The 25,586-nt window shown below is 68.3% G+C and carries 30 protein-coding genes; 11 read left to right on the top strand and 19 right to left on the bottom strand.

Annotated elements, in window-relative coordinates; all coding sequences use genetic code 11:
• Positions 1 to 2: 2 nt before the first annotated feature.
• Together IRT45_RS11690 and IRT45_RS11695 are read right to left on the bottom strand one after the other, a co-directional pair.
• Positions 3 to 320 (bottom strand): NAD(P) transhydrogenase subunit alpha, encoded by a 318-nt coding sequence (locus tag IRT45_RS11690; protein WP_039776763.1) that lies wholly within the window; start codon positions 318 to 320, stop codon positions 3 to 5.
• Complete coding sequence (locus tag IRT45_RS11695; RefSeq protein ID WP_194805943.1) at positions 320 to 1,408, bottom strand: Re/Si-specific NAD(P)(+) transhydrogenase subunit alpha; 1,089 nt, start codon at positions 1,406 to 1,408, stop codon at positions 320 to 322. The genes IRT45_RS11690 and IRT45_RS11695 overlap by 1 nt, the downstream gene beginning before the upstream one ends.
• Positions 1,409 to 1,735: 327 nt before the next feature.
• Here IRT45_RS11695 and IRT45_RS11700 point away from each other — a divergent pair, with 327 nt between their 5' ends.
• From IRT45_RS11700 to IRT45_RS37475, 4 genes are all read left to right on the top strand, one after another.
• Positions 1,736 to 2,206, top strand: a complete 471-nt coding sequence (locus tag IRT45_RS11700) for an HIT family protein (protein WP_194805872.1) — start codon at positions 1,736 to 1,738, stop codon at positions 2,204 to 2,206.
• Entirely contained in the window at positions 2,203 to 3,042 is an 840-nt protein-coding gene (locus IRT45_RS11705; protein WP_194805873.1) for a maleylpyruvate isomerase family mycothiol-dependent enzyme, read from the top strand. The genes IRT45_RS11700 and IRT45_RS11705 overlap by 4 nt, the downstream gene beginning before the upstream one ends.
• 6 nt (positions 3,043 to 3,048) lie before the next feature.
• Positions 3,049 to 3,699: a Type 1 glutamine amidotransferase-like domain-containing protein gene (locus tag IRT45_RS11710; RefSeq protein WP_194805874.1), complete on the top strand. Its 651-nt coding sequence runs from the start codon at positions 3,049 to 3,051 to the stop codon at positions 3,697 to 3,699.
• Positions 3,700 to 3,778: 79 nt separating this feature from the next.
• Entirely contained in the window at positions 3,779 to 3,907 is a 129-nt protein-coding gene (locus tag IRT45_RS37475; protein ID WP_255535563.1) for a hypothetical protein, read from the top strand.
• Between the two features lie 12 nt (positions 3,908 to 3,919).
• On the opposite strand, the gene IRT45_RS11715 is transcribed toward IRT45_RS37475, so the two are convergent.
• Positions 3,920 to 4,507, bottom strand: coding sequence for a TetR/AcrR family transcriptional regulator (locus tag IRT45_RS11715; protein WP_194805875.1), 588 nt, complete (start codon positions 4,505 to 4,507; stop codon positions 3,920 to 3,922).
• A gap of 157 nt (positions 4,508 to 4,664) precedes the next feature.
• On the opposite strand from IRT45_RS11715, the gene IRT45_RS11720 reads away from it, so the two are divergent.
• Complete coding sequence (locus tag IRT45_RS11720) at positions 4,665 to 6,128, top strand: MFS transporter (RefSeq protein WP_194805876.1); 1,464 nt, start codon at positions 4,665 to 4,667, stop codon at positions 6,126 to 6,128.
• Between the two features lie 47 nt (positions 6,129 to 6,175).
• Here IRT45_RS11720 and IRT45_RS11725 read toward each other — a convergent pair whose 3' ends face one another.
• On the bottom strand, positions 6,176 to 6,496 hold the full coding sequence (locus tag IRT45_RS11725) for a co-chaperone GroES (RefSeq protein ID WP_030513633.1): 321 nt from the start codon (positions 6,494 to 6,496) through the stop codon (positions 6,176 to 6,178).
• Positions 6,497 to 6,546: 50 nt separating this feature from the next.
• Between IRT45_RS11725 and IRT45_RS11730 the strand changes: the two genes are divergently transcribed.
• The gene (locus tag IRT45_RS11730; RefSeq protein WP_194805877.1) at positions 6,547 to 7,905 is read left to right on the top strand and encodes an FAD-binding oxidoreductase; all 1,359 of its coding nucleotides are present in this window, start codon (positions 6,547 to 6,549) and stop codon (positions 7,903 to 7,905) included.
• A 56-nt stretch (positions 7,906 to 7,961) separates the two neighbouring features.
• Positions 7,962 to 8,252: a GNAT family N-acetyltransferase gene (locus IRT45_RS11735; protein WP_194805878.1), complete on the top strand. Its 291-nt coding sequence runs from the start codon at positions 7,962 to 7,964 to the stop codon at positions 8,250 to 8,252.
• Positions 8,253 to 8,274: 22 nt separating this feature from the next.
• On the opposite strand, the gene IRT45_RS11740 is transcribed toward IRT45_RS11735, so the two are convergent.
• The 3 genes from IRT45_RS11740 to IRT45_RS11750 all read right to left on the bottom strand — a co-directional run bounded on the left by IRT45_RS11740 (position 8,275) and on the right by IRT45_RS11750 (position 10,902).
• Positions 8,275 to 8,583, bottom strand: a complete 309-nt coding sequence (locus IRT45_RS11740) for a hypothetical protein (RefSeq protein WP_194805879.1) — start codon at positions 8,581 to 8,583, stop codon at positions 8,275 to 8,277.
• A gap of 298 nt (positions 8,584 to 8,881) precedes the next feature.
• A complete protein-coding gene (locus tag IRT45_RS11745) occupies positions 8,882 to 10,039 on the bottom strand; it encodes an acyl-CoA dehydrogenase (protein ID WP_039776753.1) in 1,158 nt (385 codons plus the stop codon).
• Between the two features lie 182 nt (positions 10,040 to 10,221).
• Positions 10,222 to 10,902, bottom strand: coding sequence for a TetR family transcriptional regulator (locus IRT45_RS11750; RefSeq protein ID WP_194805880.1), 681 nt, complete (start codon positions 10,900 to 10,902; stop codon positions 10,222 to 10,224).
• A gap of 106 nt (positions 10,903 to 11,008) precedes the next feature.
• Between IRT45_RS11750 and IRT45_RS11755 the strand changes: the two genes are divergently transcribed.
• Positions 11,009 to 11,461, top strand: a complete 453-nt coding sequence (locus IRT45_RS11755) for a helix-turn-helix domain-containing protein (protein WP_194805944.1) — start codon at positions 11,009 to 11,011, stop codon at positions 11,459 to 11,461.
• A gap of 313 nt (positions 11,462 to 11,774) precedes the next feature.
• On the opposite strand, the gene purE is transcribed toward IRT45_RS11755, so the two are convergent.
• Together purE and IRT45_RS11770 are read right to left on the bottom strand one after the other, a co-directional pair.
• On the bottom strand, positions 11,775 to 12,248 hold the full coding sequence (gene purE / locus IRT45_RS11765) for a 5-(carboxyamino)imidazole ribonucleotide mutase (RefSeq protein WP_194805945.1): 474 nt from the start codon (positions 12,246 to 12,248) through the stop codon (positions 11,775 to 11,777).
• Between the two features lie 55 nt (positions 12,249 to 12,303).
• Positions 12,304 to 13,506, bottom strand: a complete 1,203-nt coding sequence (locus IRT45_RS11770) for a 5-(carboxyamino)imidazole ribonucleotide synthase (protein ID WP_309240907.1) — start codon at positions 13,504 to 13,506, stop codon at positions 12,304 to 12,306.
• 151 nt (positions 13,507 to 13,657) lie between these two features.
• Here IRT45_RS11770 and IRT45_RS11775 point away from each other — a divergent pair, with 151 nt between their 5' ends.
• Positions 13,658 to 14,203, top strand: coding sequence for a GtrA family protein (locus IRT45_RS11775; RefSeq protein WP_194805881.1), 546 nt, complete (start codon positions 13,658 to 13,660; stop codon positions 14,201 to 14,203).
• Between the two features lie 9 nt (positions 14,204 to 14,212).
• Here the strand turns inward: IRT45_RS11775 and IRT45_RS11780 are convergent, their stop codons facing one another.
• From IRT45_RS11780 to IRT45_RS11810, 7 genes are all read right to left on the bottom strand, one after another.
• Positions 14,213 to 15,523 carry a HAMP domain-containing sensor histidine kinase gene (locus IRT45_RS11780; RefSeq protein ID WP_036498426.1) on the bottom strand — a complete coding sequence of 437 codons (1,311 nt, stop codon included), beginning with the start codon at positions 15,521 to 15,523 and terminating at the stop codon, positions 14,213 to 14,215.
• A 6-nt stretch (positions 15,524 to 15,529) separates the two neighbouring features.
• On the bottom strand, positions 15,530 to 16,207 hold the full coding sequence (locus IRT45_RS11785) for a response regulator transcription factor (protein WP_030513615.1): 678 nt from the start codon (positions 16,205 to 16,207) through the stop codon (positions 15,530 to 15,532).
• 60 nt (positions 16,208 to 16,267) lie between these two features.
• On the bottom strand, positions 16,268 to 16,816 hold the full coding sequence (locus IRT45_RS11790) for a PH domain-containing protein (protein WP_036498425.1): 549 nt from the start codon (positions 16,814 to 16,816) through the stop codon (positions 16,268 to 16,270).
• A 29-nt stretch (positions 16,817 to 16,845) separates the two neighbouring features.
• Complete coding sequence (locus IRT45_RS11795) at positions 16,846 to 17,643, bottom strand: biotin--[acetyl-CoA-carboxylase] ligase (RefSeq protein WP_309240908.1); 798 nt, start codon at positions 17,641 to 17,643, stop codon at positions 16,846 to 16,848.
• Between the two features lie 125 nt (positions 17,644 to 17,768).
• Positions 17,769 to 17,993, bottom strand: a complete 225-nt coding sequence (locus tag IRT45_RS11800; RefSeq protein ID WP_194805883.1) for a hypothetical protein — start codon at positions 17,991 to 17,993, stop codon at positions 17,769 to 17,771.
• A gap of 132 nt (positions 17,994 to 18,125) precedes the next feature.
• Positions 18,126 to 18,464, bottom strand: coding sequence for a hypothetical protein (locus IRT45_RS11805; RefSeq protein ID WP_106955910.1), 339 nt, complete (start codon positions 18,462 to 18,464; stop codon positions 18,126 to 18,128).
• The gene (locus tag IRT45_RS11810) at positions 18,464 to 18,913 is read right to left on the bottom strand and encodes a DUF1707 domain-containing protein (protein WP_194805884.1); all 450 of its coding nucleotides are present in this window, start codon (positions 18,911 to 18,913) and stop codon (positions 18,464 to 18,466) included. Before IRT45_RS11810 ends, IRT45_RS11805 begins: the two co-directional genes overlap by 1 nt.
• A gap of 435 nt (positions 18,914 to 19,348) precedes the next feature.
• On the opposite strand from IRT45_RS11810, the gene IRT45_RS11815 reads away from it, so the two are divergent.
• Positions 19,349 to 20,998, top strand: coding sequence for a serine/threonine-protein kinase (locus IRT45_RS11815; RefSeq protein WP_194805885.1), 1,650 nt, complete (start codon positions 19,349 to 19,351; stop codon positions 20,996 to 20,998).
• 151 nt (positions 20,999 to 21,149) lie between these two features.
• Here the strand turns inward: IRT45_RS11815 and IRT45_RS11820 are convergent, their stop codons facing one another.
• Both IRT45_RS11820 and IRT45_RS11825 read right to left on the bottom strand, forming a co-directional pair.
• Positions 21,150 to 22,952: an acetyl/propionyl/methylcrotonyl-CoA carboxylase subunit alpha gene (locus IRT45_RS11820; RefSeq protein ID WP_194805886.1), complete on the bottom strand. Its 1,803-nt coding sequence runs from the start codon at positions 22,950 to 22,952 to the stop codon at positions 21,150 to 21,152.
• A 121-nt stretch (positions 22,953 to 23,073) separates the two neighbouring features.
• The gene (locus IRT45_RS11825) at positions 23,074 to 24,003 is read right to left on the bottom strand and encodes a sulfurtransferase (protein WP_194805887.1); all 930 of its coding nucleotides are present in this window, start codon (positions 24,001 to 24,003) and stop codon (positions 23,074 to 23,076) included.
• 158 nt (positions 24,004 to 24,161) lie between these two features.
• Here IRT45_RS11825 and IRT45_RS11830 point away from each other — a divergent pair, with 158 nt between their 5' ends.
• Positions 24,162 to 24,953: a metalloregulator ArsR/SmtB family transcription factor gene (locus tag IRT45_RS11830; protein WP_194805888.1), complete on the top strand. Its 792-nt coding sequence runs from the start codon at positions 24,162 to 24,164 to the stop codon at positions 24,951 to 24,953.
• Here IRT45_RS11830 and IRT45_RS11835 read toward each other — a convergent pair.
• Positions 24,861 to 25,586 carry a nucleoside triphosphate pyrophosphatase gene (locus IRT45_RS11835; RefSeq protein ID WP_194805889.1) on the bottom strand — a complete coding sequence of 242 codons (726 nt, stop codon included), beginning with the start codon at positions 25,584 to 25,586 and terminating at the stop codon, positions 24,861 to 24,863. The genes IRT45_RS11830 and IRT45_RS11835 overlap by 93 nt on opposite strands.

Below are 25,586 nucleotides of genomic sequence, written 5' to 3' on the forward strand. Positions count from 1 at the left end.
GGTTACTTACCCGCCTTCTCACCCGCAGCGGGCTTCTTGCCCTTGAACATCCCCAGCATCCGGTCGGTCACCACGAAACCACCGACCACGTTCAGCGTTCCGAACACCACCGCGACGAACAGGATGATCTGCGTGATCACCGACGGATGCTCGACCTTGCCGAGGGTGACCAGGGCACCCAGCACCACGATGCCGTGAATGGCGTTGGTGCCCGACATCAGCGGGGTGTGCAAGGTGTTGGGCACCTTGGAGATCACCGCGAAACCCACGAATCCGGACAGCACCAGAATCGCGATATTGGCCAAAAGCTCGGTATACATCAGCCCTGCTCCTCGGAGTCGGCGGGACGGCTCGGCGCACCGGCCACACAGGAATCGGCGAGCACCTGGTCACCGAAATCGGGCTCGAGCCGGCCGTCTTTCAGCATCAGCTCCAGCAGCGCCGCAATATTCTTCGAGTACAGCTCCGAGGCGTGCTCGGGCATCGTCGCCGGCAGATTCAGCGGCGAGCAGATCGTGACACCGTGCTTGACCGCCGTCTTACCCGGTTCGGTCAGCTCGCAGTTGCCGCCGGTCTCCCCCGCCAGGTCGACGATCACACTGCCGGGCTTCATTCCCTCCACGGCGGCGGCGGTCACCAGGCGCGGTGCGGGGCGACCCGGCACCAGCGCGGTGGTCACCACCACGTCGAAACCCTTGATCGCATCCTCCAAAGCCTGCTGCTGCTGGGCCTTTTCGTCATCGGTCAACTCGCGGGCGTAACCACCCTCACCGGCCGCGTCGATACCCAGATCCAGCCACTGCGCGCCCACCGACCGCACCTGATCGGCCACCTCGGGCCGCACGTCGTATCCGGTGGTGCGCGCACCGAGACGCTTGGCGGTGGCCAGGGCCTGCAGACCCGCGACACCCACACCCAGCACCAGCACCGTCGCCGGCTTCACCGTGCCCGCCGCGGTGGTCAGCATCGGGAAGAACCGCGTCGACTCCGACGCCGCCAGCAGCACCGCCTTGTATCCGGCGACATTGGCCTGCGAGGACAGCGCGTCCATCACCTGCGCGCGCGAGATCCGCGGAATGGCCTCCACCGCGAAGGCCCGCACGCCCGCATCCTGTAGTGCGCCGATCTTGTTGTCCGCGTTGCGCGGAGCCAGGAATCCGATCAGCGTCTGGCCCTGCGACAGCTTGGCGATCTCGGCGTCGTTGGGCGGGGCCACCTTCACCACGACCTCGGCCTGCCACGGATCACCGATCGTCGCGCCCGCGGCCTCGTAGGCTTCGTCCGGAATCAATGCCCCGACACCCGCGCCGGCCTCGACGACGACCTGCACACCCTGCTTCACCAGGCTCGGGATGATCTTCGGCACCAACGCGACGCGTCGTTCATCGGTGCCGGTCTCACGAACCACACCGACACGCGTGCGGTGCGACGTGCGACTGTCGTCGCCGGGCTGCGCGCCCTCGTTCGCGCCCTGCGTTGTCTCCACTGGTCAACTTCCTTACTTGTGACGGCAAGCTGGCCCCCTGATGTCCAGGTGGGCCGCCTGTTGGGTCTGGCCGAGCAGAACTTACTTTCCAGTAAGTTACGAAATAATTCTCGCAACTGTACCCGGCAGGTCGGTGAGATTCGTTGAGATCAACGTCACACCACACCACGCCTTTTCTCTCGAATGCCCGTTCACGCAGCACAGAAGCGGGGCTATGCCGACTGCGCCGTACGCCGTAATGTCTGCCGGGTGACTGGCTGCATCTTCTGCCGGATCGTCGCGGGCGACGCACCGGCGACGCGGATCTACGAGGACGAGCGGGTGTACGCCTTCCTCGACATCCGGCCGATCACCCGGGGACACACCCTGGTGGTTCCGAAGAGCCATGCCGCCCACCTCGACGAACTCGACGCCGACCTGGGGGCGGATCTGTTCCGCGTGGGTCATCGCATCGCAAAGGCGTTGCGGCGCAGCGCCCTCGGTGCCGACGGCGCGAATCTCGTCCTCAACGACGGTAAGGCGGCCTTCCAGACAGTGCATCACGTCCACCTGCACGTGGTGCCGCGCCGCGGTGGTGACCTGTTCACCTTCGCCCGCGGCTTCCTGCTGCGGCGCCCGCACGATCCGGCGGCCACGGCGGCCGCGATCCGCACCGGGCTCGACCGGCTCGGCGCGGAGCCGGACCGACTCGATCCGACCGACAGGGAGACTCGTTCATGAGCACAGCCTCACTCGACCGCACCGAACTGACCAGTGCGCTCTCCGACCAGTGGGATGCGCTGGCCGAGTTGACCGGCGGATTGGATGAGGACCGCTGGCGGCTGCCGTCAGCGCTGCCGGGCTGGACGGTCTTCGATGTGCTCGCTCACGTCATCGGCATCGAATCGATGCTGCTCGGCGAGCCGCTGCCCCACGTGGACAGCGATGTCCGCGCGTTCGGCCATGTCCGCAACGACACCGGGGCGCTGAACGAGATGTGGCTGGAATCGCTGCGGCCGCTGCGCGGTGACGAACTGCTGCAGCGGTTCACCGAAGTCACCGGCCGCCGCCGCGCCGCGCTGGCCGCCGTCGACGAGGCCGCCTGGGCCGCCGACATCCAGTCGCCGATCGGAGTGGTGCCGTACGGCCGGTTCATGCGGGTGCGATTGTTCGACTGCTGGATGCATCAACTCGACATCACCGACGCACTCGGCGGCGAGGCGAAGGCCCTGGGTGTGGACGAGGGCGGGCGGCGCGCCGAGATCGCGCTGGACGAGATCGAACCCTTCCTCGGGCGCGTGGTGGTCAAGCGCGGCGGCGCGCCCGACGGGTCCCGCATCACGATCGAGACCACCGGTCCGGTCGCCCGCACCGTGCACATTCGCGTCGATGGGCGCGCGGAAGTCGTTGCGGCCCTGGATGGTCCGGCCGATACCGTGATCCGGCTGGGGTCGGGTCTGTTCGCCCGCCTGTGCGGCGGACGCACCGCCGCCGCGGATCATCGCGACGAGATCGAGGTCGACGGCGACCGGGAACTGGGTGAGCGGATCGCCGCGAATCTCGCGTTCACCATCTGATTCGCCGTGCGACTCTTCCTGTCCAGCTACCGCTTCGGCGCCCACTACGACCGGTTCGCCGAACTGGTCGGCGGCCCGGGGCCGATCGCGGTGATTCCGAACGCCTGCGACGCCTGGCCGTCCGCCTGGTCCGGCGCGGTAACCAGCGATCTGGTTCCCCTGCGGCGCAGCGGATTTCGGCCCGAGGTGGTCGATCTGCGCGATTACCTCGGCCGCCCCGCCGCGTTGGAGCAGGTGCTGCGCGGATATCCGGCGCTCTGGGTCCGCGGCGGCAACACCTTCGTCCTGCGGGCCCAATTCGCCCGCAGCGCAGCCGATCTCGTGCTGCGCGAGTTGCTGGCCGAGGACGCGCTGGCCTACACCGGTTACAGCGCGGGCGCCTGCCTGCTGACGCCCGACCTGCACGGCCTCGAGGACGCCGACGATCCGGCCGAGGTGCGGGCCGCCTGCGGTATCGATCCGCGCTGGGACGGACTGGGGGTGGTGGACCGGGCGATCGTGCCGCATGTGGATTCTCCCGGCACCGATCCGGACGGGCACGGCACCCGCCTGGCCGCGCGCTTACGCGCGGCGGGAACGCCACACTGGGCGCTGACCGACGACGATGCCGTCGTGGTCGACGGTGAACGCACCGAGATGCTGACCGCAGGCACCTGACATCGCGCCCGTCGACCGGCGAACTCGCTCACCCGAGCGTGACACCCGTTCGCTCACGGTGGCCGACACGTGCGATCCGGTGACCGACGCCTGTGGCGCCGGACATCCCGAGGCGGCCGAGCGATCCTATGCCGCAATGGCTTTCGCCGGCGAGTCGCTCACCACCGATCTCGCCGGCCTCGGGCGGGAGATGGCCGCGCGCCGTTAGCGAGCCTCGGGCTCAGACGTCCTCGCGCGGCGCCACGATCCGGCGCGCGGCGTCGCGCACCCAGTTGCGCAGCTCCGCCGGGTCGTCGGGGCCGCCGACGACGAACCGCCGGGATTGCGGGAGCGCCTGCTGATAGTTGATCAGTCCGGTGAGCAGGGTCAGCAGGTAGCCGGGTGGCATATCGCCGCGCAGCAGTCCCCGCCGTTGCGCGGCCTCGACCTTCTCGATCTTGTCCCGGTAGCGGCGCGCGCGGGCCTCGCCGGCGGTGACCTGATCCGGCGCCAGTTCCAGCGCCTCCCACATCTGCAGCCGGAGGAATTCCGGATGTTCGCGGTGGTAGGCGATATGAGCGTCCACCCAGGCGTCGATATCGTCGATGTCGGTCGAGACCGCCGCGGCCACATCGATCATCGCCTTCTCGAGCACCTGCTCGAACAGTTGCTGCTTGTCGCCGAAGTAGGCGTAGATCAACTGCTTGTTGGCCTTGGCATTGCGGGCGATGCGATCCACGCGGGCACCGGCGATCCCGTGGGCGGCGAACTCCTCGGTCGCCGCCTCGAAGATGCGGGCCTTGGTGGCCTCGGGATCGCGCGGGGGCATGCCATCGATGCTAACCAACCAATTGGTTGACACGACGTCGCGGGCGCTGGAATAGTTCTAACCAACCGGTTAGTTACAACCCTCGCGGAGACCGATCCGCATCCCGCGGCGCAGCGCGGCGCCGCCGACACTCTCGACCGATTCCGGGGAGTCCGATATGTCCACCCTCGAAACCCCTACCGCCCCACCACTTCTGCGCACACCACCGGCCGATGTCGTGCCCTACCCGGCTCGCTGGCGGGTCCTGCCGGTGGTGCTGAGCGCCATGTTCATGGCGATGTTCGACTGGTTCGTCGTCAATGTCGCCGCCTCCTCGCTACAACACGACCTGAACGCCGGCGAAGCGGCGCTCGAACTGATCGTCGGCGGCTACGGCTTCGCCTACGCCTCGGGCCTCATCACGGGCGGCCGGCTCGGCGACCTGTTCGGCCACCGGCGCCTGTTCGTGATCGGCATGCTGGCCTTCACGGTGGCGTCGCTGCTCTGCGGTCTCGCGACCGACGCCTGGACGCTGGTCGGGGCCCGTGTGCTGCAGGGCGGCACCGCGGCGCTGATGGTGCCGCAGATGCTCGCGCTGATCAACACCCTGTTCCCGCCGCTCGAGCGGCCCCGGGCGATGGCCGCGTTCGGCGCCACCATCGGCCTCGGCGCGGTCGCGGGCCAGGTGCTCGGCGGCATTCTGCTCGACGCCGATCTGTTCGGCTGGGGCTGGCGGACCATCTTCTACATCAATGTGCCGATCGGGCTGGTCGCGGCCGCCCTGGCCGCGCGCTGGCTCCCCCGCACCGGCAGCACCCGCCGGGCACGACTGGACCCCGTTGGCGCCGTGGGTATTTCCGCAGCACTGGCCCTGCTGCTGATCCCGATCACACTGGGCCGGCCGGAGGGCTGGCCGCTGTGGACCTGGGTGTCGATGGCGGCCGCGGCGCCGGTGCTGCTGGCGACACTGCGCTACGAGAACCGGCTGGCACGCCGGGGCGGGGAACCGGTCCTCGACACCGCCATGGTCCGCGAACGCGGCTTCAGTCTCGGTCTGGTGATCGCGGGCGGTTATCTGACCTTTTTCGCCGGCTTCATGCTCTGCCTGACGCTGATGCTGCAGGGCGGACTCGGATTGTCGCCGCTGCGTGCCGGTTTGGCCTTCGCGCCGCTGGGACTGTGCTTCGCGGGCAGTTCACTGTTCCTCGCGCCGCGGGTCGCCGGCCGCTTCGGCAACCGGGTCATGGTGATCGGGACCTGCACCAGCCTGACCGGTCTGGGAATCACCCTGGCGGTGCTGGCCGGTATGGGCACACAGGTGAGCGCCCTGGCGCTGATTCCCGGCATGATGATCGTCGGACTCGGCAACGGGATGACCATCCCCTCGGTCGTCTCGGCCGTACTGTCCTCGGGGATTCCCGCACCGCAGGCCGGGATGGCGGCCGGCGTGCTCACCACCGCACAGCAGTTCGGAAATGCCATCGGCGCAACGGTTCTCGGCGTCATCTTCTTCTCGGCGCTGGGTGCGGCACACACCACCGGCAGCTATGTGACCGCCATGGAGATGGCCGCGGTGGCCGGAATCGTGGTTCTCGGCGTGGTGCTCGCCGCCGCGCTGGCGCTGCCGCGGCAAACCCGCTGAACGGCTCGATGCCCCCGGCCGCACGACCGAGGGCATCGCCGTGGCGGTTACAGGTAGAGGCCGGTGCCGTGTTCGGGGCGCTCGCTGGCCACCGCGTGCAGGTCGCGTTCGCGCAGGACCAGATAGGCCTGGCCCTGCACTTCCACCTCGAACTGATCCTCGGCGCTGAACAGCACGCGGTCGCCGACGCCCACGCTGCGCACATGCGAACCGACACCGCTGACCTCACCCCAGGTCAGCCGCTTGGCCACCTGCGCGGTGGCGGGAATGAGAATGCCGCCACTGCTGCGTCGTTCGCCCTCCTCCTGGGAGACGCGAACCATGATCCGGTCGTGGAGCATCTGGATCTCGAGCTTGGCATCGGACACCGCGGCAGTGTACTGCGCACGGATCCCGTGCCGGCACGTAGGTTCGGGGTGTGGACATCGCAACACTCGCAGACCGGCTTCCCGACGGCACGGTCGTCACCGATCCCGACATCCTCGCCGGGTACCGCCACGACCGCGCGCTCGATCCACACGCCGGGATGCCGGCGGCGCTGGTGCGGCCGCTGACCACAGAGCAGGTCGCGACCGTGGTCGGCTGGGCGGACGAACATCGGGTCCCGCTGGTGCCGCGCGGCGCCGGAACCGGACTGTCCGGCGGCGCGACCGCGCAGGACGGCGCCCTGCTGGTGAGCACAGAACGCATGCGGGAGATCACGGTCGATCGGGTCACCCGCACCGCCGTGACCCAGCCCGGACTGCTGAACGCGGAGGTCAAACGGGCCGCCGCCGAGCACGGACTGTGGTACCCACCGGATCCGTCCTCGTTCGAGATCTGCTCGATCGGTGGCAACGCCGCCACCAACGCCGGTGGGTTGTGCTGCGTGAAATACGGCGTCACCACCGACTACATCCTGGGTATGGAAGTGGTGCTCGCCGACGGCTCGGTGGTGCGGCTGGGCGGGCCGCGGCTCAAGGATTCCGCGGGGCTGTCGCTGACCAAACTGTTCGTCGGCAGCGAGGGCACCCTCGGCATCATCACCGAACTGACGCTGCGTCTGCTGCCCGCGCAGTCGCAGCAGAGCACCGTGGTCGCCACGTTTTCCACGCTCACCGCGGCCACGGCGGCGATCGAGGCGGTCGCGGCCCGGCTGCGTCCCTCGATGCTGGAGTTCATGGACTCGGTGGCGATCAACGCGGTCGAGGACGAAATGCGGATGGGACTCGATCGCGAGGCCGCCGCCATGCTCGTGGCCCGCTCCGACGCCCCCGGCGAATTCCGCGCGCGAGAGGCCGCGATCATCGCCGAGGCCTGCGAAAGCGCAGGAGCGGCCGAGGTTTTCCGGACCGAAGACCCGGAGGAGGGCGAAGCGTTCTGCGCCGCACGGCGATTCGCGATCCCCGCGGTGGAACGCAAGGGCCCGCTGCTGCTCGAGGACGTCGGCGTGCCACTGCCGCGCCTGGGCGACCTGGTCACGCGGATCGCCGAGATCGCCGAGCGGCGTGAGGTGCTGATCTCGGTGATCGCGCACGCCGGTGACGGCAACACTCACCCGCTGATCGTCTACAACCCCGCCGATGCGGACGAGACCGCACGCGCCCATCAGGCCTTCGGCGAGATCATGGAACTGGCCATCGCGCTGGGCGGCACGATCACCGGCGAACACGGGGTCGGGCGGTTGAAGAAGGCGTGGCTGCCCGATCAGGTCGGTCCGGAGGTGATGGATCTGACCCGGCGCATCAAGGACGCGCTGGACCCGCACGGCATTCTCAATCCGGGCGCGGTGCTCTAGCGCCCGGCCACGTCCAGGACGGAACAAATCGAGGCGACGAGGGAGTTCTACCTGATATGACGACCAGGCTCGAGCACAATACGGCCGCCGGCCGCTACGAGATCTACATCGACGACACTCTCGCGGGCTACGCGGACTACAACGAAAGCAGCGCGGGCGACAAGCCGATTCGCGACCTCAACCACACCCTCACCTTCCCCGAATTCCGGGGGCGCGGGGTGGCGGCGCAACTGGTCGACTACGCGCTCACCGACTGCCGCGACAACGGATTCGCCGTGGTGCCGACCTGTTGGTACGTAGAGCAGTACATCGGCGACCACCGCGAATACGCCGACCTCGTCGCCTAGCGGGCATACTCCGGCGGCCGCATCAGATGCGGCGCCGCCAGACCAGGAACTGCCGGTCGCCGACCGTCCCCATCGCGTCGATCACCGCGGCGTTGTCGAACCCCGGCAGCTTCTGCAGGCGGGCCAGGAACTCGGTGTCGGCAGCGGAATGCGGGACCACACAACCGTTCCCGCGCACACCGATCAGCACGAAGAACACATCGTCGGCGAAGGGGCCGTCGGCGGTCGTGATGATCCGCACCTCGGTCAACTCCAGCCAGGTGACCTCTTCGATTCGCCCGTTGTCCAGGGTGCGGCGGACGAACCTGTCGGTGATCTCCACGCCTGCCATGCATCAATATTGCGCCGCGAAAGCCGTTGGGACAATTCCGAATTCGCCCGATTGCGATTGAACGAACATTTGAAATTGCAGATGAAAGTACTTCGCAGAGATTTTCGGGCCAGTACCGTTCTACCAGCGAAAATTGCCGGTAATTCACTGAATTCGGCGCTTCGATACCGTAACGCGCCCTGACAACCCGCCGCGCGCGACGCGCCACGAGCCACGGCCACTTCGGTTCGATGTCATAAGGCGACGCGGGCGGCGCCGGGTCGTCACCGGCACCGCCCACGCCCTCGGCAACGTGCGATCAGCGCAGCAGCTGACGCGACATGACCAGACGCTGAATCTGGTTGGTGCCCTCGTAGATCTGGGTGATCTTGGCGTCGCGCATCATCCGCTCCACCGGGAAGTCGGTGGTGTAGCCGGCGCCACCGAACAGCTGCACCGCGTTGGTGGTCACCTCCATCGCCACATCGGAGGCGAAGCACTTGGAGGCGGCGGAGATGAAGCCCAGGTTCTTCTCGCCGCGCTCGGCGCGGGCGGCCGAGGTGTAGACCATCAGGCGCGCGGCCTCCACCTTCATAGCCATATCGGCGAGCATGAACTGGGTGTTCTGGAAATCGGCGATGGCCTTGCCGAACTGCTTACGGTCCTTGGTGTAGGCGATCGCGGCGTCCAGCGCACCCTGCGCCAGACCGACGGCCTGCGCACCGATGGTGGGCCGGGTGTGGTCGAGGGTCTGCAGCGCGGTCTTGAAACCGGTGCCCTCGGCGCCGATGATCCGGTCGCCCGGGATGCGGCAGTTCTCGAAGTACAGTTCGGCCGTCGGCGAACCCTTGATGCCCAGCTTGTGCTCGAGCGGGCCGACCACGAAGCCCTCGTCGTCCTTGTGGACCATGAACGCGGAGATGCCGTTGGCGCCCTTCTCCGGATCGGTCACAGCCATCACGGTGTACCAGGTGGACTGGCCGCCGTTGGTGATCCAGCACTTGGAGCCGTTGATCACCCAGTCGTCACCGTCGCGCTTGGCGCGGGTGCGCATGGAGGCCGCATCCGAACCGGCCTCGCGCTCGGACAGGCAGTAGGAGGCCATCTTGCCCTCGACGAGGTCGGGCAGCACCTTCTGCTTCAGCTCCTCGGAGCCCTGCAGGATCAGGCCCATGGTGCCGAGCTTGTTCACGGCCGGGATCAGCGAGGAGGAACCACAGACGCGGGCGACCTCCTCGATGACGATGCAGGTGGCGACCGAGTCGGCACCCTGACCGCCGTAGGCCTCGGGGACGTGGACCGCGTTGAAGCCCGCGGCGTTCAGCGCGTCCAGGGCCTCCTTCGGGAAGCGGGCGTTGCCGTCGACATCCTTGGCGTGCGGGGCGATCTCCTTCTCGGCCAGGCCGCGAATCGCCGCGCGCAGCTCGTCGTGGATGTCGTCCAACTTGAACAGATCGAAATCGGGATTGCCCGCCATGGGTTCACTCCTGGTCGTGGGTTTCGGTTCGCCTGGTCCGCGAACTCCGGCACTACACTGGCGCACCTCGGCACTCAGTGCCAGTCGCATTCGAGTATACGCTGCCGAAGCGCGACAACGTGAGGAGATACCCAGAATCTTCATTGGCACTCAGTGCCAAACAGGGGACTCGTCGGCCCGGATCACAGATTATCGAGACGGTCGGCAAGGAGGTCGGCGACCTGCCGTGCGGGCATCGCGCGCGGGAAGACCGCCACCACCAGCTCGGCCGGATCCGGCGCCGGACCGGGAGGCGCGATCGCCCGCACCGCCGCACGCAGATCGGCCGCGCTCGCCTCGGTTCGACCACGCACCATGCGGCGCAGCAGATAGTTGTGGGTGGCGGTGACGGCCGCACTGAACTGGATCAGCGCCAGATCGGGCACATCGGGAAGCCGGTCGCGCAGATAGTCGGTGAACAGCCGTTCGTACCGGAAGACGGTCACGATCTCGCGATCACGCAACGCCGACGCCTGCCGGACCACCCGATAGCGGCGCGCGGCCAGTTCCCTGGTCTCGGTGAACCGCTCGAAGATCCCGACCACCGCCTCCCGCACCGCATCCCACGGATCGCCTTGCGCCGCAGTCAGATACGCCTTCGCCCGGGCGAGCTGCTCCTCGTGGTCGGCGAAGACCACATCCTCCTTCGACCGGAACTGCCGGAAGAACGTCCGCCGCGAAATCCCCGCCGCCTCCGCGATCTCCTCCACCGTCGTCGCCTCGTACCCCTGCTCCGCGAACAACCGCAACGCGTGATCGACCACAGTGAGCCGAAACTCCGCGGCGTCGGCGGCACGAACGGGGGTCGAATTGTCGCTGGGCACGTCTAAACGGTAGCGAGATGCCGAGGCGACACCCCGCTGAACCGGTGACTGTTTCGATTATTGCGAATATTGCGTATAGTTCGAACAGGAAGGAGTGGTGACCACGATGGGGATGCAGACAGCCAAACGGACGGAACCCGGCGCCATCGATCCGGAGGTAGCCGCGCGCGCTATGCGTCGGATCAAGGACTACCTGATGCGCCACACGGACGAACAAACCATCGTCGCTTCCGGTGGGACCGGCCGCGACGCTTTGATTCTCCCGCGCGAAGCCGTCAGTCTGCTGGCGTTCATCCTCGCCCAGGCAGCGGAAGGCCGGGGGGTGTCCGTCGTTCCTTCCAACGCGGAACTGACCACACAGCAGGCAGCCGACATGCTGAACGTGTCGCGGCCGTATCTGGTCAACCTCCTCGAATCCGGCGAGATTCCGTTCCGCCTCGTCGGTCGCCACCGCCGAGTCCGGTTCGACGACCTGAAGGCATACCAGCAACACACCGAAGCCGTCAGTAGGTCCGCGGCCGACGAGCTCGGCGCCCTCGGGCAGGAATTGGGCATCTGACGTGGCATTCGTAGTGCTCTACGATGCCAATGTTCTCTACGGAAATACACTGCGGGACATGATGGTCCGGCTCGCGCGGTCGGGCATAGTGCAGGCGAAATGGTCGGCCCGCATTCTCGATGAAACCTTCGTCAACCTGTCCGCCAAGCGGCCCGATATCGCACCCGACAAGCTCGTGCGGCTTCGGCAGTTGCTCGTCCGGGCCGTACCCGACTGCTTGGTCGAAGGCTACGAACCACTCATCGAGGGCCTGAAACTACCCGACATGGACGACCGCCACGTGCTCGCCGCCGCGATCAAGGCTGAAACCTCCCTAGCCCAGCAGGCGGGTGCGCAGGGTTTCGTCCTTCTCCAGAACCAGTTTCTCCAGGTCGGCCTGGAACTGTTCCATGCGGGTGCGGAGCTGGGGGTCGGTGGCGGCGAGGATGCGGACTGCCAGCAGGCCGGCGTTTCGGGCGCCGCCGATGGAGACCGTGGCGACGGGGACGCCGGCCGGCATCTGCACGATCGACAGCAGGGAGTCCATGCCGTCGAGGTACTTCAGCGGGACCGGGACACCGATCACCGGCAGCGGCGTGGCCGAGGCGACCATACCGGGCAGGTGGGCGGCGCCGCCGGCACCGGCGATGATCACCTTGACGCCGCGACCGGCGGCCTCGCGGGCGTAGTCGAGCATGCGCTGCGGCGTGCGGTGCGCCGAGACCACACCCACCTCGAAGCGAATCCCGAACTCCGCCAACGCTTCCGCGGCCGCTTCCATCGTGGGCCAGTCGGAGTCGCTGCCCATGATCAGGCCGACCGCAGCAGCGGTGCCCGCGGGGCGACCATCGAACCCGATTCCGTTACTCATGGGGATCCCATCCATCGGTCCACACCGCGTGCGACATCCAGTGCGCCGCCCGTTCGGCCTTCTCCCGCACCTCGGTCACGTCGTCACCGAGGATGTTCACATGCCCGATCTTGCGCTTCGGGCGCTCGCCCTTGCCGTAGAGGTGCACCTTCGCCTCCGGGATCCGGGCGAAGAGGTGATGCAGCCGCTCGTCCATCGACATCGCCGGCGCCTCGGCCGCGCCGAGAATATTCGCCATCACCGTCACCGGCGCCAGCGGCGTGGTCGCGCCCAGCGGATAGTCCAGCACCGCGCGCAGATGCTGTTCGAACTGTCCGGTGACGGCGCCGTCCATCCCCCAGTGCCCGGAATTGTGCGGGCGCATGGCCAGCTCGTTGACCAGCAGGTCACCGGCGTGGGTTTCGAACAGCTCGACGGCCATCGCACCGGTGACGCCGAGTTCGGCGGCCAGCCGCAGGGCCAGCGATTCGGCCTCGGTCGCGGCCTCGTCGGAGAGCTCCGGCGCGGGCGCGATCACCACGGCGCACTGCCCCTCGCGCTGTACGGTCTCCACCACGGGCCAGGCCGCGGCCTGCCCGAACGGTGAGCGCGCCACCATCGCGGAGAGCTCACGCTTCAGATCCACCCGCTGCTCGGCGAGCAACGTCACACCGTGCCCGAGCTGATCGGTGACGATGCGTTCGGCCTCGGCGGCGGCGTCGATCATCCACACACCGCGGCCGTCATAGCCACCCCGCACCGCCTTCAGCACGAACGGACCGTGCTCGGCGAGGAATCCGGTGGCGTCCGCGACGGCCTCGACCGCCGTGAACGCCGGAACGGGCACTCCCATCCCGGCCAGCTTGCGCCGCATCGCCAGCTTGTCCTGGGCGTAGACCAGCGCGGCCGGCGGCGGCTGGACGTTCACACCCTCGGCGACCAGCGCCAGCAGATGCTCGGTCGGTACATGTTCGTGGTCGAAGGTCACCGCGTGCGTACCGACGGCAACCTTGCGCAGCGCCGCGAGATCGGTATGCGATCCGAGTACCACCTCGGGGCTGACCTGAGCCGCCGGATCGTCGGGTCGGTCGGCCAGGACCCGCAGGCACTGTCCCAGCGCCACGGCAGCCTGATGCGTCATCCGCGCCAGCTGCCCGCCGCCGATCATCGCGACGGTCGGCATTCCGCCACCTTCGAAACTGCGCGAAACCGGCATCGGTTCACCTTCGGCAACCTCTTGCACCCCGGTGGAAGGGTCCATCGATGGCCCACTACGCTCGCTCACAGCCCACCATGTTGTCATGCGCCCACACCCGGGAGTGAGTGCGGGTTGATTGCCCAGCGCGAGACGGACGTAGACTCACCGGGTGCCATTTGTCGACGATGTGGTCAACATCCTGCCGAAAACACTACGGGACCTCGCTATTCGTCATCACGAGCTGATCAAGTTCGCGATTGTCGGAGCGACCACTTTCGTCATCGACAGCGGTATCTTCTACATCCTCAAATTGACGGTTCTCGAGTCGAAACCGATCACGGCCAAGATCATTTCCGGGGTTATCGCGGTCATCGCGTCCTACATCCTGAACCGGGAATGGTCGTTCAAGGGTCGCGGCGGTCGTGAGAAACATCACGAGGCCCTGCTGTTCTTCGTGGTCAGCGCCATCGGAGTGCTGCTGTCGAATCTCCCGCTGTGGGTTTCGCGGTATTTCTTCCACCTGCACGTCCCCGATGTCAGCTTGACCGTGGAGAACATCGCCGACTTCGTCAGCGCCTTCATCATCGGCAACCTCCTGCAGATGGTGTTCCGATTCTGGGCGATGAAGCGCTGGGTGTTCCCCGACGAAATCGATGCGCTGGTCGAAGAATTCGAAGAGCTGTACGAGGAAGAGAAACCGCTCGGCTTCAGCTGAACCCCTCGTTCAGCGGGGCTCCCCGATGACTCCGTTACCCGACCGCCCCGCGGTCGGCTTACCGAGAAATACCGCGAACAGCGCCGGACGCCGTCGCTGGAGTTCCAAGCGGCCACCGTCGGCTTCGATCAGCGCGCGCGCCAGCGCCAGCCCCACTCCGGTCGATCCGGCGCCGGAGAAGCCGCGGTCGAAGATGTGCGGCGCCAGTTCGTCGCTGACCCCCTCCCCCTCGTCGGCCACCTCCACCGCCACCAGCGGTTCCCGGTCGGGCCCGCCGTAGACCGTGCGCACCGACACCGAGCAGTCACCTCCGCCGTGCACCAGCGCGTTGTCGACCAGCACAGCCACCGCCTCACGCAACCGCGATCCGGTCACCGGGGCGCGCAGCCCCGGATCGCCGGAGAGCACGAGTTTGCGCCCCGCCTCGGCGAAGGGATGCCGCCATTCGGCGACCACCCCGCGCAATTCGGCGACCACCGGAACCGGTTCGTGATCGGCGGCGTCCTGGTCGCGGGAATCGCGGACCAATTCGTCGATCGCCTCGGTGAGCCGATCGACCTGCGCCATCGCCTCCTCCGATTCCTGGACGACCGCCGGATCCGGATGCGCCGACAATTCGTCGAGGCGCAGCCGCACCGCGGTCAGGCGGCTGCGCAACTGATGGGAGACATCGGCGACCAGCGCGTGCTCGCGCTGCAGCCGGCCCGCGATCTCCACCGTCGCCGAATCGAGCACATCCGAGACGCGGTCGAGTTCGGTGATCCCGTGCCGGCGCGGATCGGGCCGGAAATCGCCCTTCGCCAGCCGCGCGGCGCGCGCGGCCACATCGCGCAGCGGATCGGCGACCCGTCGCGCGGTCACCACCGCCACCGCGGCGCCCGCGGCCAGCGAGGCCAGGGCCACCAGCGCCACCGCGCCCACCGCTTGCCGCTGCATCGAATGCATGGGGGCGGCCGGCACCTCGAGTCGCAGCGAGCCGGACGTGCCCATCGACAGCGATTCCACCACCGGGTTCTCGACCTCCGGCGCACCCGCGTCCACGCGCAGCGCGGCGTCCTCGGGCGTCGGATAGATGATGGTCAGCCGTCCGCCGGACGGGATCAGCGGCCGCACCGAGCGCAGGTCGAGCACTCCATGGACCAACCCGTCGTCACGCTCCTGGCCGACGATCTCCACCGACATGCGATCCAGCCGGGCCCGCAGGTCGCTGCGGGTGATATCGGCCACCCACTGCCACGCCGTGAACGCCAAGGGGATGCCCAGCACCACCGTGGTCAGGGTCAGGGCCGCCAGCATGGACAGCAGAATTCGGCGCCGCATCGGCGATCAATCGGTGTTGAAGCGGAAACCGACACCGCGCACGGTGACGATGCGCCGCTCCGCGACGGGGCCCTCGTCGCCGATCTTGCGGCGCAACCAGGACATGTGCATATCGAGAGTTTTGGAGCCGCGCAGATCGGCATCGCCCCACACCTCGCGCAGGATCGTCTCGCGCGGCACCACCTGCCCGGCCCGGTCGATGAGCACCTTGAGCAGTTCGTATTCCTTGTTGGCGAGATTCACCTCGTGGCCGTTGACCAGTACCCGTCGCGCCGCGGGTTCGAGCCGCACGCCACCGATCTCCACCGCCTCGTCGCCGATGCCGCTGCGCCGCAACAGGGCTCGCACGCGGGCCAGCAGTTCGGCGAGGCGGAACGGTTTACCGACATAGTCGTCGGCGCCGGCGTCGAGACCCACCACGAAATCGACCTCGTCGGTGCGGGCGGTCAACATCAGCACCGCGAGATCGGCGCCCCGGGCGCGTACCTGGCGGCACACCTCCAGGCCGTCCATACCGGGTAGCCCGAGGTCGAGGATGAGCAGATCGTGTTCACCCTCCAGCGCCCGGCGCAGCACGGCGGGGCCGAAACTCTCGACGGTTACCGAATAGCCTTCGCGCCCCAGGGCTCGCGAGAGCGGAGCGGCGATGGCCTCATCGTCCTCGGCCAGCAGTACGGCGGTCACAGCACAAGATTACTGGCGAACCGGGCCGATCGGGCGTGCGCCACCGAACCGCGGCGGCCGCTACCGACGGCGGCCGTAACGAGGGTCCTGATACTGGTCGTGGCCCGGATCGCCGTGCGGGTTGTCGAAGACCTGGTGGTACAGCAGCGAATGCACCTTCTGCACGTTCGGAATGTCGTCGTATTCCAACGGATCCCCCGAGGCGGCGTCGATGATCAGCGTGCCCGTGCCCAGCAACCGGTCCGACAACCCGTGGCGGAACTGCACACTGGAGATGCGGTTCATCGGAATATCGATGCCGGTGTGGGTGAGCACGCCCTCGCGCACCAGCACGCGCCGGTCGGTGATGATGAAATGCGTTGACTTCCAACGGATCACCTGCGACAGGCAACGCCACACGACCAGCAGCGCCCACACCACGACGATCGCGATGAGAACGATGTTGCGCGTGGTGCCCTCGGTATTGCGCCAGGCCAGCCCGCTCAGGAATCCGGCCAGCGCCGTGGCGAGGATGAAGGTGAGCGCCGGCAAGAACAACATCTTCCAATGCGGATGACGGTGCAGTAGCAGCTGCTCGTCCGGCGCGAGCAGCTCCTCCGGATAACTCATATGCGAACCCTACCCCCTGATTCGTCCCGCTATGCCGGGCGAAGGTGAGTGACGTCGCCCGCCGATACCGAACGACCACCGATGATCAAGCGGCCGTAGGCGTCGATATCGGTGGCCACGCCGGTGAGGACCTCGCCGCCCGGCAACTCCGCCCGCACATCCGCGCCGAGGGTGGCGCAGCGGGCACGATACGCGTCGGCCAGTCCGCCGACATTCCAGTTCTCCGTCCGCCATTCGGTGAAGTGGCGGGCGAAGGCGCGCAGCAGGGCGAGGACCAACGCATTGCGGTCGGCGTTCTCGGCACCGGCCAGGGTCAGTGAAATGGCATGCGGCACAGGCAGTTCGTCCTCGGTGAGGCTCACATTGAGCCCGACGCCGACGACGACCGCCGGAGCGCCCGCACCGGAGGCCACCTCGGCCAGAATGCCGGCCACCTTGCGGCCGCCGATCAGAACATCGTTGGGCCACTTGAGGTTCGCGTCCAGGCCGGTGGTTTCGCGGACCGCGTCCACGACGGCGACACCGGTCAGCAGCGGCAGCCAGCCGAGGACAGCCGGTTCGATACCGCCAAGCCGCACCAGAATCGACATCGCGATCTGCGCGCGCGGCGGACTCACCCACGACCGTTCGTGGCGGCCCCGCCCGCTGTCCTGATATTCGGCGACCAGCACCCGTCGATCGGAGGACGGATCGCCGGCCTCACCGATCAGATCCGCATTGGTCGAACCGGTCGACTCCACCACATCGATACGGGAGAAGAACGACAGGTCGGGCTGTTCGGCGACGGCACGTCGCAGGATATCGGCGTCCAAGGGTGGCCTCTGCACGCCTCGCAGGCTACTCCTGCGGGCTACGGCCGCCGAGGTGCCGCTCCGCATCGAAGGTCCCAGCCGGCGAATGCGGCCGGGACGCGAGCGCCGGCCTGTGAACGGCGCCCGCGTCCCGGTTTCACTCATCGGGCCAGGTCGTACTCCGGCAGATGGATCGAGCGCACCATCGCGCCCCCGAATGCCATGACGGCGTCGGATGCCGGTTCGGCGACCTCTTCCGGGGCCGGCTCCCCCGGCCGCTCGGCCCAGACCTCCGGATCCACGACGGTCGGCGCCGGTTCTCCGGCCGACCGGGTCCACGCTGCCGCGGTGGCCCGTTCCGCGACCGATCTACTCCACTCCCACATCGCGCACCTCCCCAGTGCTTGATTTCGGAGTCCTCACGGTACGGGTACGAGCACCCGGCAATCCACCGAATTAATCGGCCGCCCCGGCTTGATCGCCGCGAAAACCGCTGCGATACAGCGTGTTCGGTGAAATTACAGGGGTTGCAGGCCCAATGCTCCGGCGACGAAGCGGCTCACCGCGGTCAGACCCGACTGCAGCGCGGAATCGTAGCCCGCACGCGACCAGCCCGAAATCTCCGCGGTGCCATCGGCTCGAGGCGTCACCACGATCTCGGCGACCAGTTCCGCGGTGGTGGGTTCGCACACCGCCCACGAATACCCGGTCTGCTCGGCCCATTCGCGGGCACGGCGTTCGACATAGCCGGGATCGGTGATGCCGCCGTCGGCCAGTGCCGGGCGGTCGTCGATGCGGTCGTCGGCACGCAGCGCGCGCAGATACCAACTGCCTGCATTGATCTCGATCGGTTCCATCACAACCTCCGGCGACGGTCGCGCCGACGGCGGTCGAGCACGCGGGAATCATCCCCGCCGAGAAGCCGGCGATCGTGACCGCGCTGCTGCAGGCCGCCGGTGATGATGCCGGCCGCGGGGATGAGCAGGAACCAGAGCCAGGTATGGGTGGTGAAGAACAGCACCAGCGCGAGGATCACCACCAGGCCCATCATCGAACCGGCGAATTCGCGACGCCCGCCCGGCTGGGCGGCGGCCGGTTCCGGCGGTTCCGGAGGCTCCGGTACGGCGGCCGGGAGATCGCTGAACACCGGCGCCAGATCACCGCGCGTCACCGCCGCGGCGATCAGTCCGCTGCGTTCGTCGAACTCGGCGACCGACAACCGACCGGCGGCGAAGTGCTCCGACAGGCGCTGCATCGCCTGCTCGCGCTCCGCGGTACCGATGCGGACGTCGGGAGAATCAGCCATGGCACGAGATTACCGCGCTGCGGGCCGGTGAGCGGGCTCGATCCACCCGCGGTACCGCCGACCGCATATCGGCACTATCGTCGGTCTCATGTTCCGCCAGCGCGGCATCGGCACCGCTGCCGCCCCGCTCGTCGAAGCGCCGAGCGCTCCCTCTCCGCGACCGGACGCCGAGACGCCCGCCCCGATCGGCGACGCAGCACTCCGGGCGTGGGCGGCAAGCCGCCGCGCACCCGGTCCGAGCTCGGAGGCGAGACCGAGTCGGGTACCGACGGGCACGACGCCGTGCGCGGTCGCGACAGCGGATCGAACAGTCCGCACGCTCCTCGGACGTCGACCCGCATGGTGCGAGGAGGCGGCGTCATGGCTGTCGAAAACTGCGGCAGGGCAAGGATTTCCGTCAGTCGCCTCGCGCGGAGCGGTGATCGGGCGGATGCGATGACCGCGCGGGAATTCGGGCGGTACCGGCTCGATCGACTGCTCGGCCGGGGGGCGGCCGGGGAGGTGTGGCTGGCGTACGACCCGGCGGATGCGAGGACCGTCGCGCTGAAGATCCTGTCCGGGAGTGCGGCCGAGGACGCGGATTACCGGCGGCGGTTCGAGCGGGAGGCCCGGATCGGGGCGCAGCTGGACAATCCGCATATCGCGCCGATCCATCGGTTCGGCGAATACGCCGGACGACTGTATCTGGATATGGCCTACATCCCGGGCGTGGACCTGGCGCGGCTGGTGCGGTCGAGCGCGATGGAGGTGGCGGAGGCGGTCGAACTGACCTCGCAGATCGCCGAGGCGCTCGATGCCGCGCACGCGGCCGGCCTGGTGCACCGAGACGTGAAGCCCGCCAACATCATCGTGCATACGAGCGGATTCGTCTACCTCATCGACTTCGGCATCGCCCGTGCGGCCGGCCAGACCACCATCACCGCAACCGGTTTCACGGTCGGCACGCTCGCCTACATGGCGCCGGAGCGCTTCACCGGGCACGGCGACTCCCGCTCGGACGTGTACTCGCTGGCATGTGTGCTGTACGAATGTCTCACCGCGCGAAGGCCGTTCGGCGACACAGACGCCGTGCAGCAGTTGCACGCCCACCTGCACGAAGCCCCGCCGCGCCCCTCCGCCGCCGCTGCGCACATCCCCGCCACCCTCGACGCGGTGGTCGCGCGAGGTATGGCCAAGCGTGCGGACGACCGGTACCGCACCGCGGGCGAGTTGGCGGCCGCGGCCCGGGCCGCCGTCGGAATGACGATGTCCGATCGCACACCGCCGTTGCTGCACTCCGAACAGGAAGCCACGACGCGGCTGGGGTCGGCATCCGCGACCAGGTACATCAGCCCTGCGCCTGGGACCGGCCCCACCTTCACGGCGACTCGGCAGGACGCCGCAGCGGCCCCGAGGGGTTACTCCGGCCCCGCGCCCGACGCGTACGGGCACCCCGGGCCCGCACCCGTAACGAGAAGAGTCGGCTCCGAGCCCGCAGGCATGGCATCCGACCGGCCGCCTGCCCCGGTCCGGGCTACTCGTGTGCTGCCGGACGCGAGCGCACCCGTAGGTTCGCCGGCGGCCCCGGCAGATCGCGCGGTGTCCGCCCGGCCGAATCCGCCGTCCGTTGGTAACCCTCGGCCGACTCTGGTCGGTAGCATGTCATTTCCGGTGAAATCTGTTCCGGCACAGCATGTTCCGGCAACGCCGCCACGACGCCCGACTCTCGCCGTCGCCGCCGCCCTGATCGGCGCCGCCATCGTCGCCCTCGCGGTCGTCGCCGGATGCACGGCTCTGCTCAGCAGCGGCTCCCGCACGCCGTCCGACCAGCCGTCGACCCCCCGGACCGAGGTGAACACTCCGGCGCCGACCACCGCGGCACCGGCCACCCCGGAACCCGAATACACCACCACGGTCATCCCACCGCGCTGGACGCTACCCTTCCCGACGAACATCCTGCCGCCGCCCCTCCAATTTCCCCATCCCGCAGCGCATTCCGAGGAGCACTACCCGACACCGGCAAAGAAGGGCAGTCCGGGTACACCGCGTACCGACCGGGCCTCGTGCGACGAGGACACCACCGCCTGCGAGGGCGCGAGCCGATAAGCCGTCCCGCGATCGGCCGCCGACGAGCCGTCGCCGCCTGCCCGCCGGGATACACGCCGACCGGCACAGGGCTGGGCTGCCACACATCACGGCCGAAATGCCGAAGGCCCCGCTCCGAATCGGAGCGGGGCCTTCGTAGAAACCGTTGGTACTACTTGATTTCGGCGAGCACGGTGCCCTGGGTGATGGCGGCGCCGGCCTCGACGGCCAGACCGGTGACCACACCGGACTTGTGCGCGTTGACCGGGTTCTCCATCTTCATGGCCTCGAGCACGGCGATCAGGTCACCGGCCTCGACCGACTGGCCCTCTTCGACGGCCACCTTCACCACGGTGCCCTGCATCGGCGCGGTCACGGCGTCGCCGGAGGCGGCCGAGGCGCCCGCGCCGCCACGCTTGCGCGGCTTGGGCTTCTTGCGGATCACGCCCGCGCCGTTGTTACCGGCGCCGGCCGCGCCCGCGCCCACGCTGAACTGACCCGGCAGCGACACCTCGAGGCGACGGCCGCCGACCTCGACGACCACCGTCTGCCGCGCACCCTCGTCCTCGTCCTCGATGGGCTGGCCACCGGTGTAGGGCTCGATGGTGTTTTCCCACTCGTTCTCGATCCACTTGGTGTAGACGTCGAACTTGGTGCCATCGCCGACGAAGGCCGGGTTGGTCACGATGTGGCGGTCGAACGGCAGCACCGTCGCCAGGCCCTCGATCTCGTATTCGGCCAGCGCACGCGCGGCCCGCTCCAGCGCCTGGGTGCGGTTCTCGCCGGTGACGATCAGCTTGGCCAGCATGGAGTCGAACTGTCCGCCGATCACGCTGCCGGCGACCACGCCGGAGTCCACGCGCACGCCGGGGCCGGTCGGCTCCTTGTAGACGGTGACCGGGCCGGGTGCGGGCAGGAACCCCCGGCCGGCGTCCTCACCGTTGATGCGGAATTCGATCGAGTGGCCGCGCGGGGCCGGGTCCTCGGTGATGGTCAGCTCCTCGCCGTTGGCGATGCGGAACTGCCAGCGCACCAGGTCCAGACCCGAGGTCTCCTCGGTGACCGGGTGCTCGACCTGCAGGCGGGTGTTGACCTCGAGGAAGGAGACGGTCTCGCCCTGCACCAGGTATTCGACGGTGCCGGCGCCGTAGTAGTGGGCCTCCTTGCAGATCCGCTTGGCGGACTCGTGGATCTTGGCCCGGACCTCGTCGGACAGGAACGGCGCGGGCGCCTCCTCGACCAGCTTCTGGAACCGGCGCTGCAGCGAGCAGTCGCGCGTGCCGGCGACGATCACGTTGCCGTGCTTGTCGGCCAGCACCTGGGCCTCGACGTGGCGGGCCTTGTCCAGGTACTGCTCGACGAAGCATTCGCCGCGGCCGAAGGCGGCGGTCGCCTCGCGGGTGGCGGAGTCGAACAGCTCCGGAATCTCCTCGATGGTGTGGGCGACCTTCATGCCGCGGCCACCACCACCGAAAGCGGCCTTGATGGCCACCGGGACGCCGTACTGCTTCGCGAACTCGACGACCTCGTTCGCGTCCTTCACCGGATCCTTGGTGCCCGCGGCCATCGGCGCCTGCGCGCGCTCGGCGATGTGCCGCGCGGTGACCTTGTCACCCAGATCGCGAATCGACTGCGGCGACGGGCCGATCCAGATCAGCCCGGCGTCCAGGACGGCCTGGGCGAAGTCCGCGTTCTCGGACAGGAAGCCGTAACCGGGGTGGATCGCGTCGGCGCCGGACTTGCGCGCCGCGTCGAGAATCTTGTCGAAGACCAGGTACGACTCGGCCGAGGTCTGCCCCCCGAGCGCGAATGCCTCATCGGCCAATTTGACGAACGGCGCGTCCGCGTCCGGTTCCGCGTACACGGCGACACTGGCGATACCGGCATCCTTGGCGGCCCGGATCACACGCACCGCGATCTCGCCCCGATTGGCGATCAGGACTTTCGTGATCTGCGCGCTGGCATGGCTGGGCACTGAGCCTCCTGTGCTGTGGACAACTTACGTCTCGGGTGAGTGTAGGCAGTGTGCCAACTGACGCCGAACACGGCTAGGGCTACCGAACAGTAGCCCGGACCCCCGTGACATGAACAACACCTTAGACCGACTGTGCCGCCGCCGACGCTTCGGCCGGAGCCGAACCGGGTTCACTTCCCTTGACGATCGGCGTGCGCACGGCGTTGCTCCACTCGGTCCAGGAGCCGTCGTAGTTGCGCACATTCGTCACGCCCAGCAGCGAAGTCAGCACGAACCAGGTGTGTGCCGAATGTTCGCCGATGCGGCAATAGACGATGGTGTCCGCGGCGCCGAGCAGCGGCGCGTAGATCTCCTCCAGCTCCGTCCGGCTGCGGAATCGGCCGTCGCCGCCCACGGCCGCGGTCCACGGGATGTTGATCGCGGTCGGGATGTGCCCGGCGCGCAACGACTGTTCCTCCGGACGGTCGAGGATGCGGACGTCGTCGCCGGTGTATTCGCCCGCCGCGCGCACGTCGACCAGTCCGACGCCCGATCCGCCGCGGTCGAGGTAGCCGCGCACGTCCTCGAGGAAGGCCCGGCCGCCCCGGTCGTCGCGCTCGATGACCGGATACTCCCCCAGCCCGACGTCGGGCACCTCGAAGGTGGTGTCGCGGGCCTCGGAGATCCACGCCTCCCGGCCGCCGTCGAGCAGCCGCACGTCGCGATGCCCGAACAGGCCGAAGACCCAGGCGGTGGCGGCGGCGGTGCCGTTGGCCTTGTCTCCGTAGACGACGACCGTGTCGTCGCGCGCGATGCCCTTGGCGCGCATGAGTTCGGCGAAACGGGCGCCGTCGATCACGTCTCGGGTGATCGGATCGGTAAGCTCGGCCCGCCAATCGATCTTGACCGCCCCTGGCACATGGCCGATGTCATAGAGCAGGATGTCGTCGTTGGACTCGACGATCGCGAGGCCGCGCGTACCGATGTTTGCCGACAGCCACTCGGTGGTTACCAATCGTTGTGGATATGCATGAGAGCCGAAGGATGGATGAGAGTCCGAAGCGACGGGCACGGTGGAAGATCCTTCACACGTGGTAGACGATGGTCGGCTGGGCAGTACCGATCGTAGGTGCGAACAATGCGCGGCGGCGGTTTCACATCACGAATCGGATGAAGCGCGATTAAGTCGCAGCTTCGTCCGATAAAGTCACATGGGAGGAGGGGTGAGCTATGTCCGATTCTTGGCCACGACGGCGCCTGCTTGCGATCCTACGCGGCGCCAGCGAGCCTCTCGATGCCCAGGAACTGGCGCGCATCACCGGACAGCACGTCACCACCGTCCGTTTTCATCTCGATGTTCTCACCCGGGAATCGCTGGTTCGCCAATTCCAGCAGCCTCCCCGGGGCCGCGGCCGCCCACGCATCGGATACACGGCGGTACAGCGATCGGTCGGTTATCAGGATCTGGCGCAGGTACTGGCCGATCAGCTCGGCAGTGATCCCCGCCGGCGTTCCGAATTGGCCGTGACGGCCGGACGAGCGTGGGGCGCCAAGGTCGAACAGCTGGAGCAGCCCATCGCCTCGCTCGACGACGCGCGCGACGTCGCGGTGACGGTGAGCTCGGAGCTCGGTTTCGCCCCCGAGCGCGACCCCGCCTCCGAAACCGGCGACCAGCTCAACATCCGCCTGACGGCGTGCCCGCTGCGGGAATTGGCGCGCACCCATTCCGAGGTGGTCTGCGGTGTGCATCAGGGCCTGATGCGCGAGGTACTGGATCGCAACGGCGGACGCGATGCGGTGAACGTCCGGCTGCACCCGTTCGTGGGCCCGGAACTGTGCGTGATCCATCTGGAAGCACTGGCCAGCACGCTGCCGGATCCCGCTCACCTCCCCGATCAGGCGGGAGCGGCGCCGCGACTGCCGACGCCGTCAGCCAATCGCGTCGGCCCGCAGCTGCGCACCGATCCACAACTGCGCAATACCGATGCCCACGTCGCCCAGGAGGCGACGCAGCAGCGGTAGGCCGATCCCGATAACGCTGGACGGGTCACCGTCGATGCGGTCGACGAACCAGCCGCCCATTCCGTCCAGGGTGAACGCACCGGCCACCCGCAGTGGCTCGCCGGTGGCGATGTAGGCATCCAGCTCGACCGGCCCGGGTTCGGCGAAATGCACGGTGGTGATGCTGCAGTCCTGGGCGTCGGCGACGATCGCCCCGTCGCGCAGGCGCAGCACACAGTGGCCGGTCAGCAGATCGGCGCTGCGCCCGGCCATTTCGGCCCAGCGGGCGCGGGCGACGTCGGGAGTATGGGGCTTACCCTGCAGGACGCCGCCGACCAGCAGCATCGAGTCACAGCCCACGACCACACAGTCGTCCACCAGGCGCGGGGTCCGCGCGGAGACGATGCCGTAGGAATCCGGAGCGGCCGGGCCGTGTACGGACGCCGCGGCGTCGGCGATCAGGGCGGCGGCCACGGTGTGGGCCTTGGCCGTGGCGAGGGCGGTGACCACGCCGGCGGGCGGAGTGTCCGACGGCAGGGCCGCGGCGACCGCGTCCTCGTCGACCTCGGATATTCGCACCACCGGATCCAGCCCGGCCGCGCGCAACACTTGCAGCCGCGCGGGCGAGGCGGAACCGAGAACGAATCCCGTCAC

It is taken from the genome of Nocardia sp. BSTN01 (genome assembly GCF_015354405.1).
In the GTDB taxonomy this organism is placed as follows: domain Bacteria; phylum Actinomycetota; class Actinomycetes; order Mycobacteriales; family Mycobacteriaceae; genus Nocardia.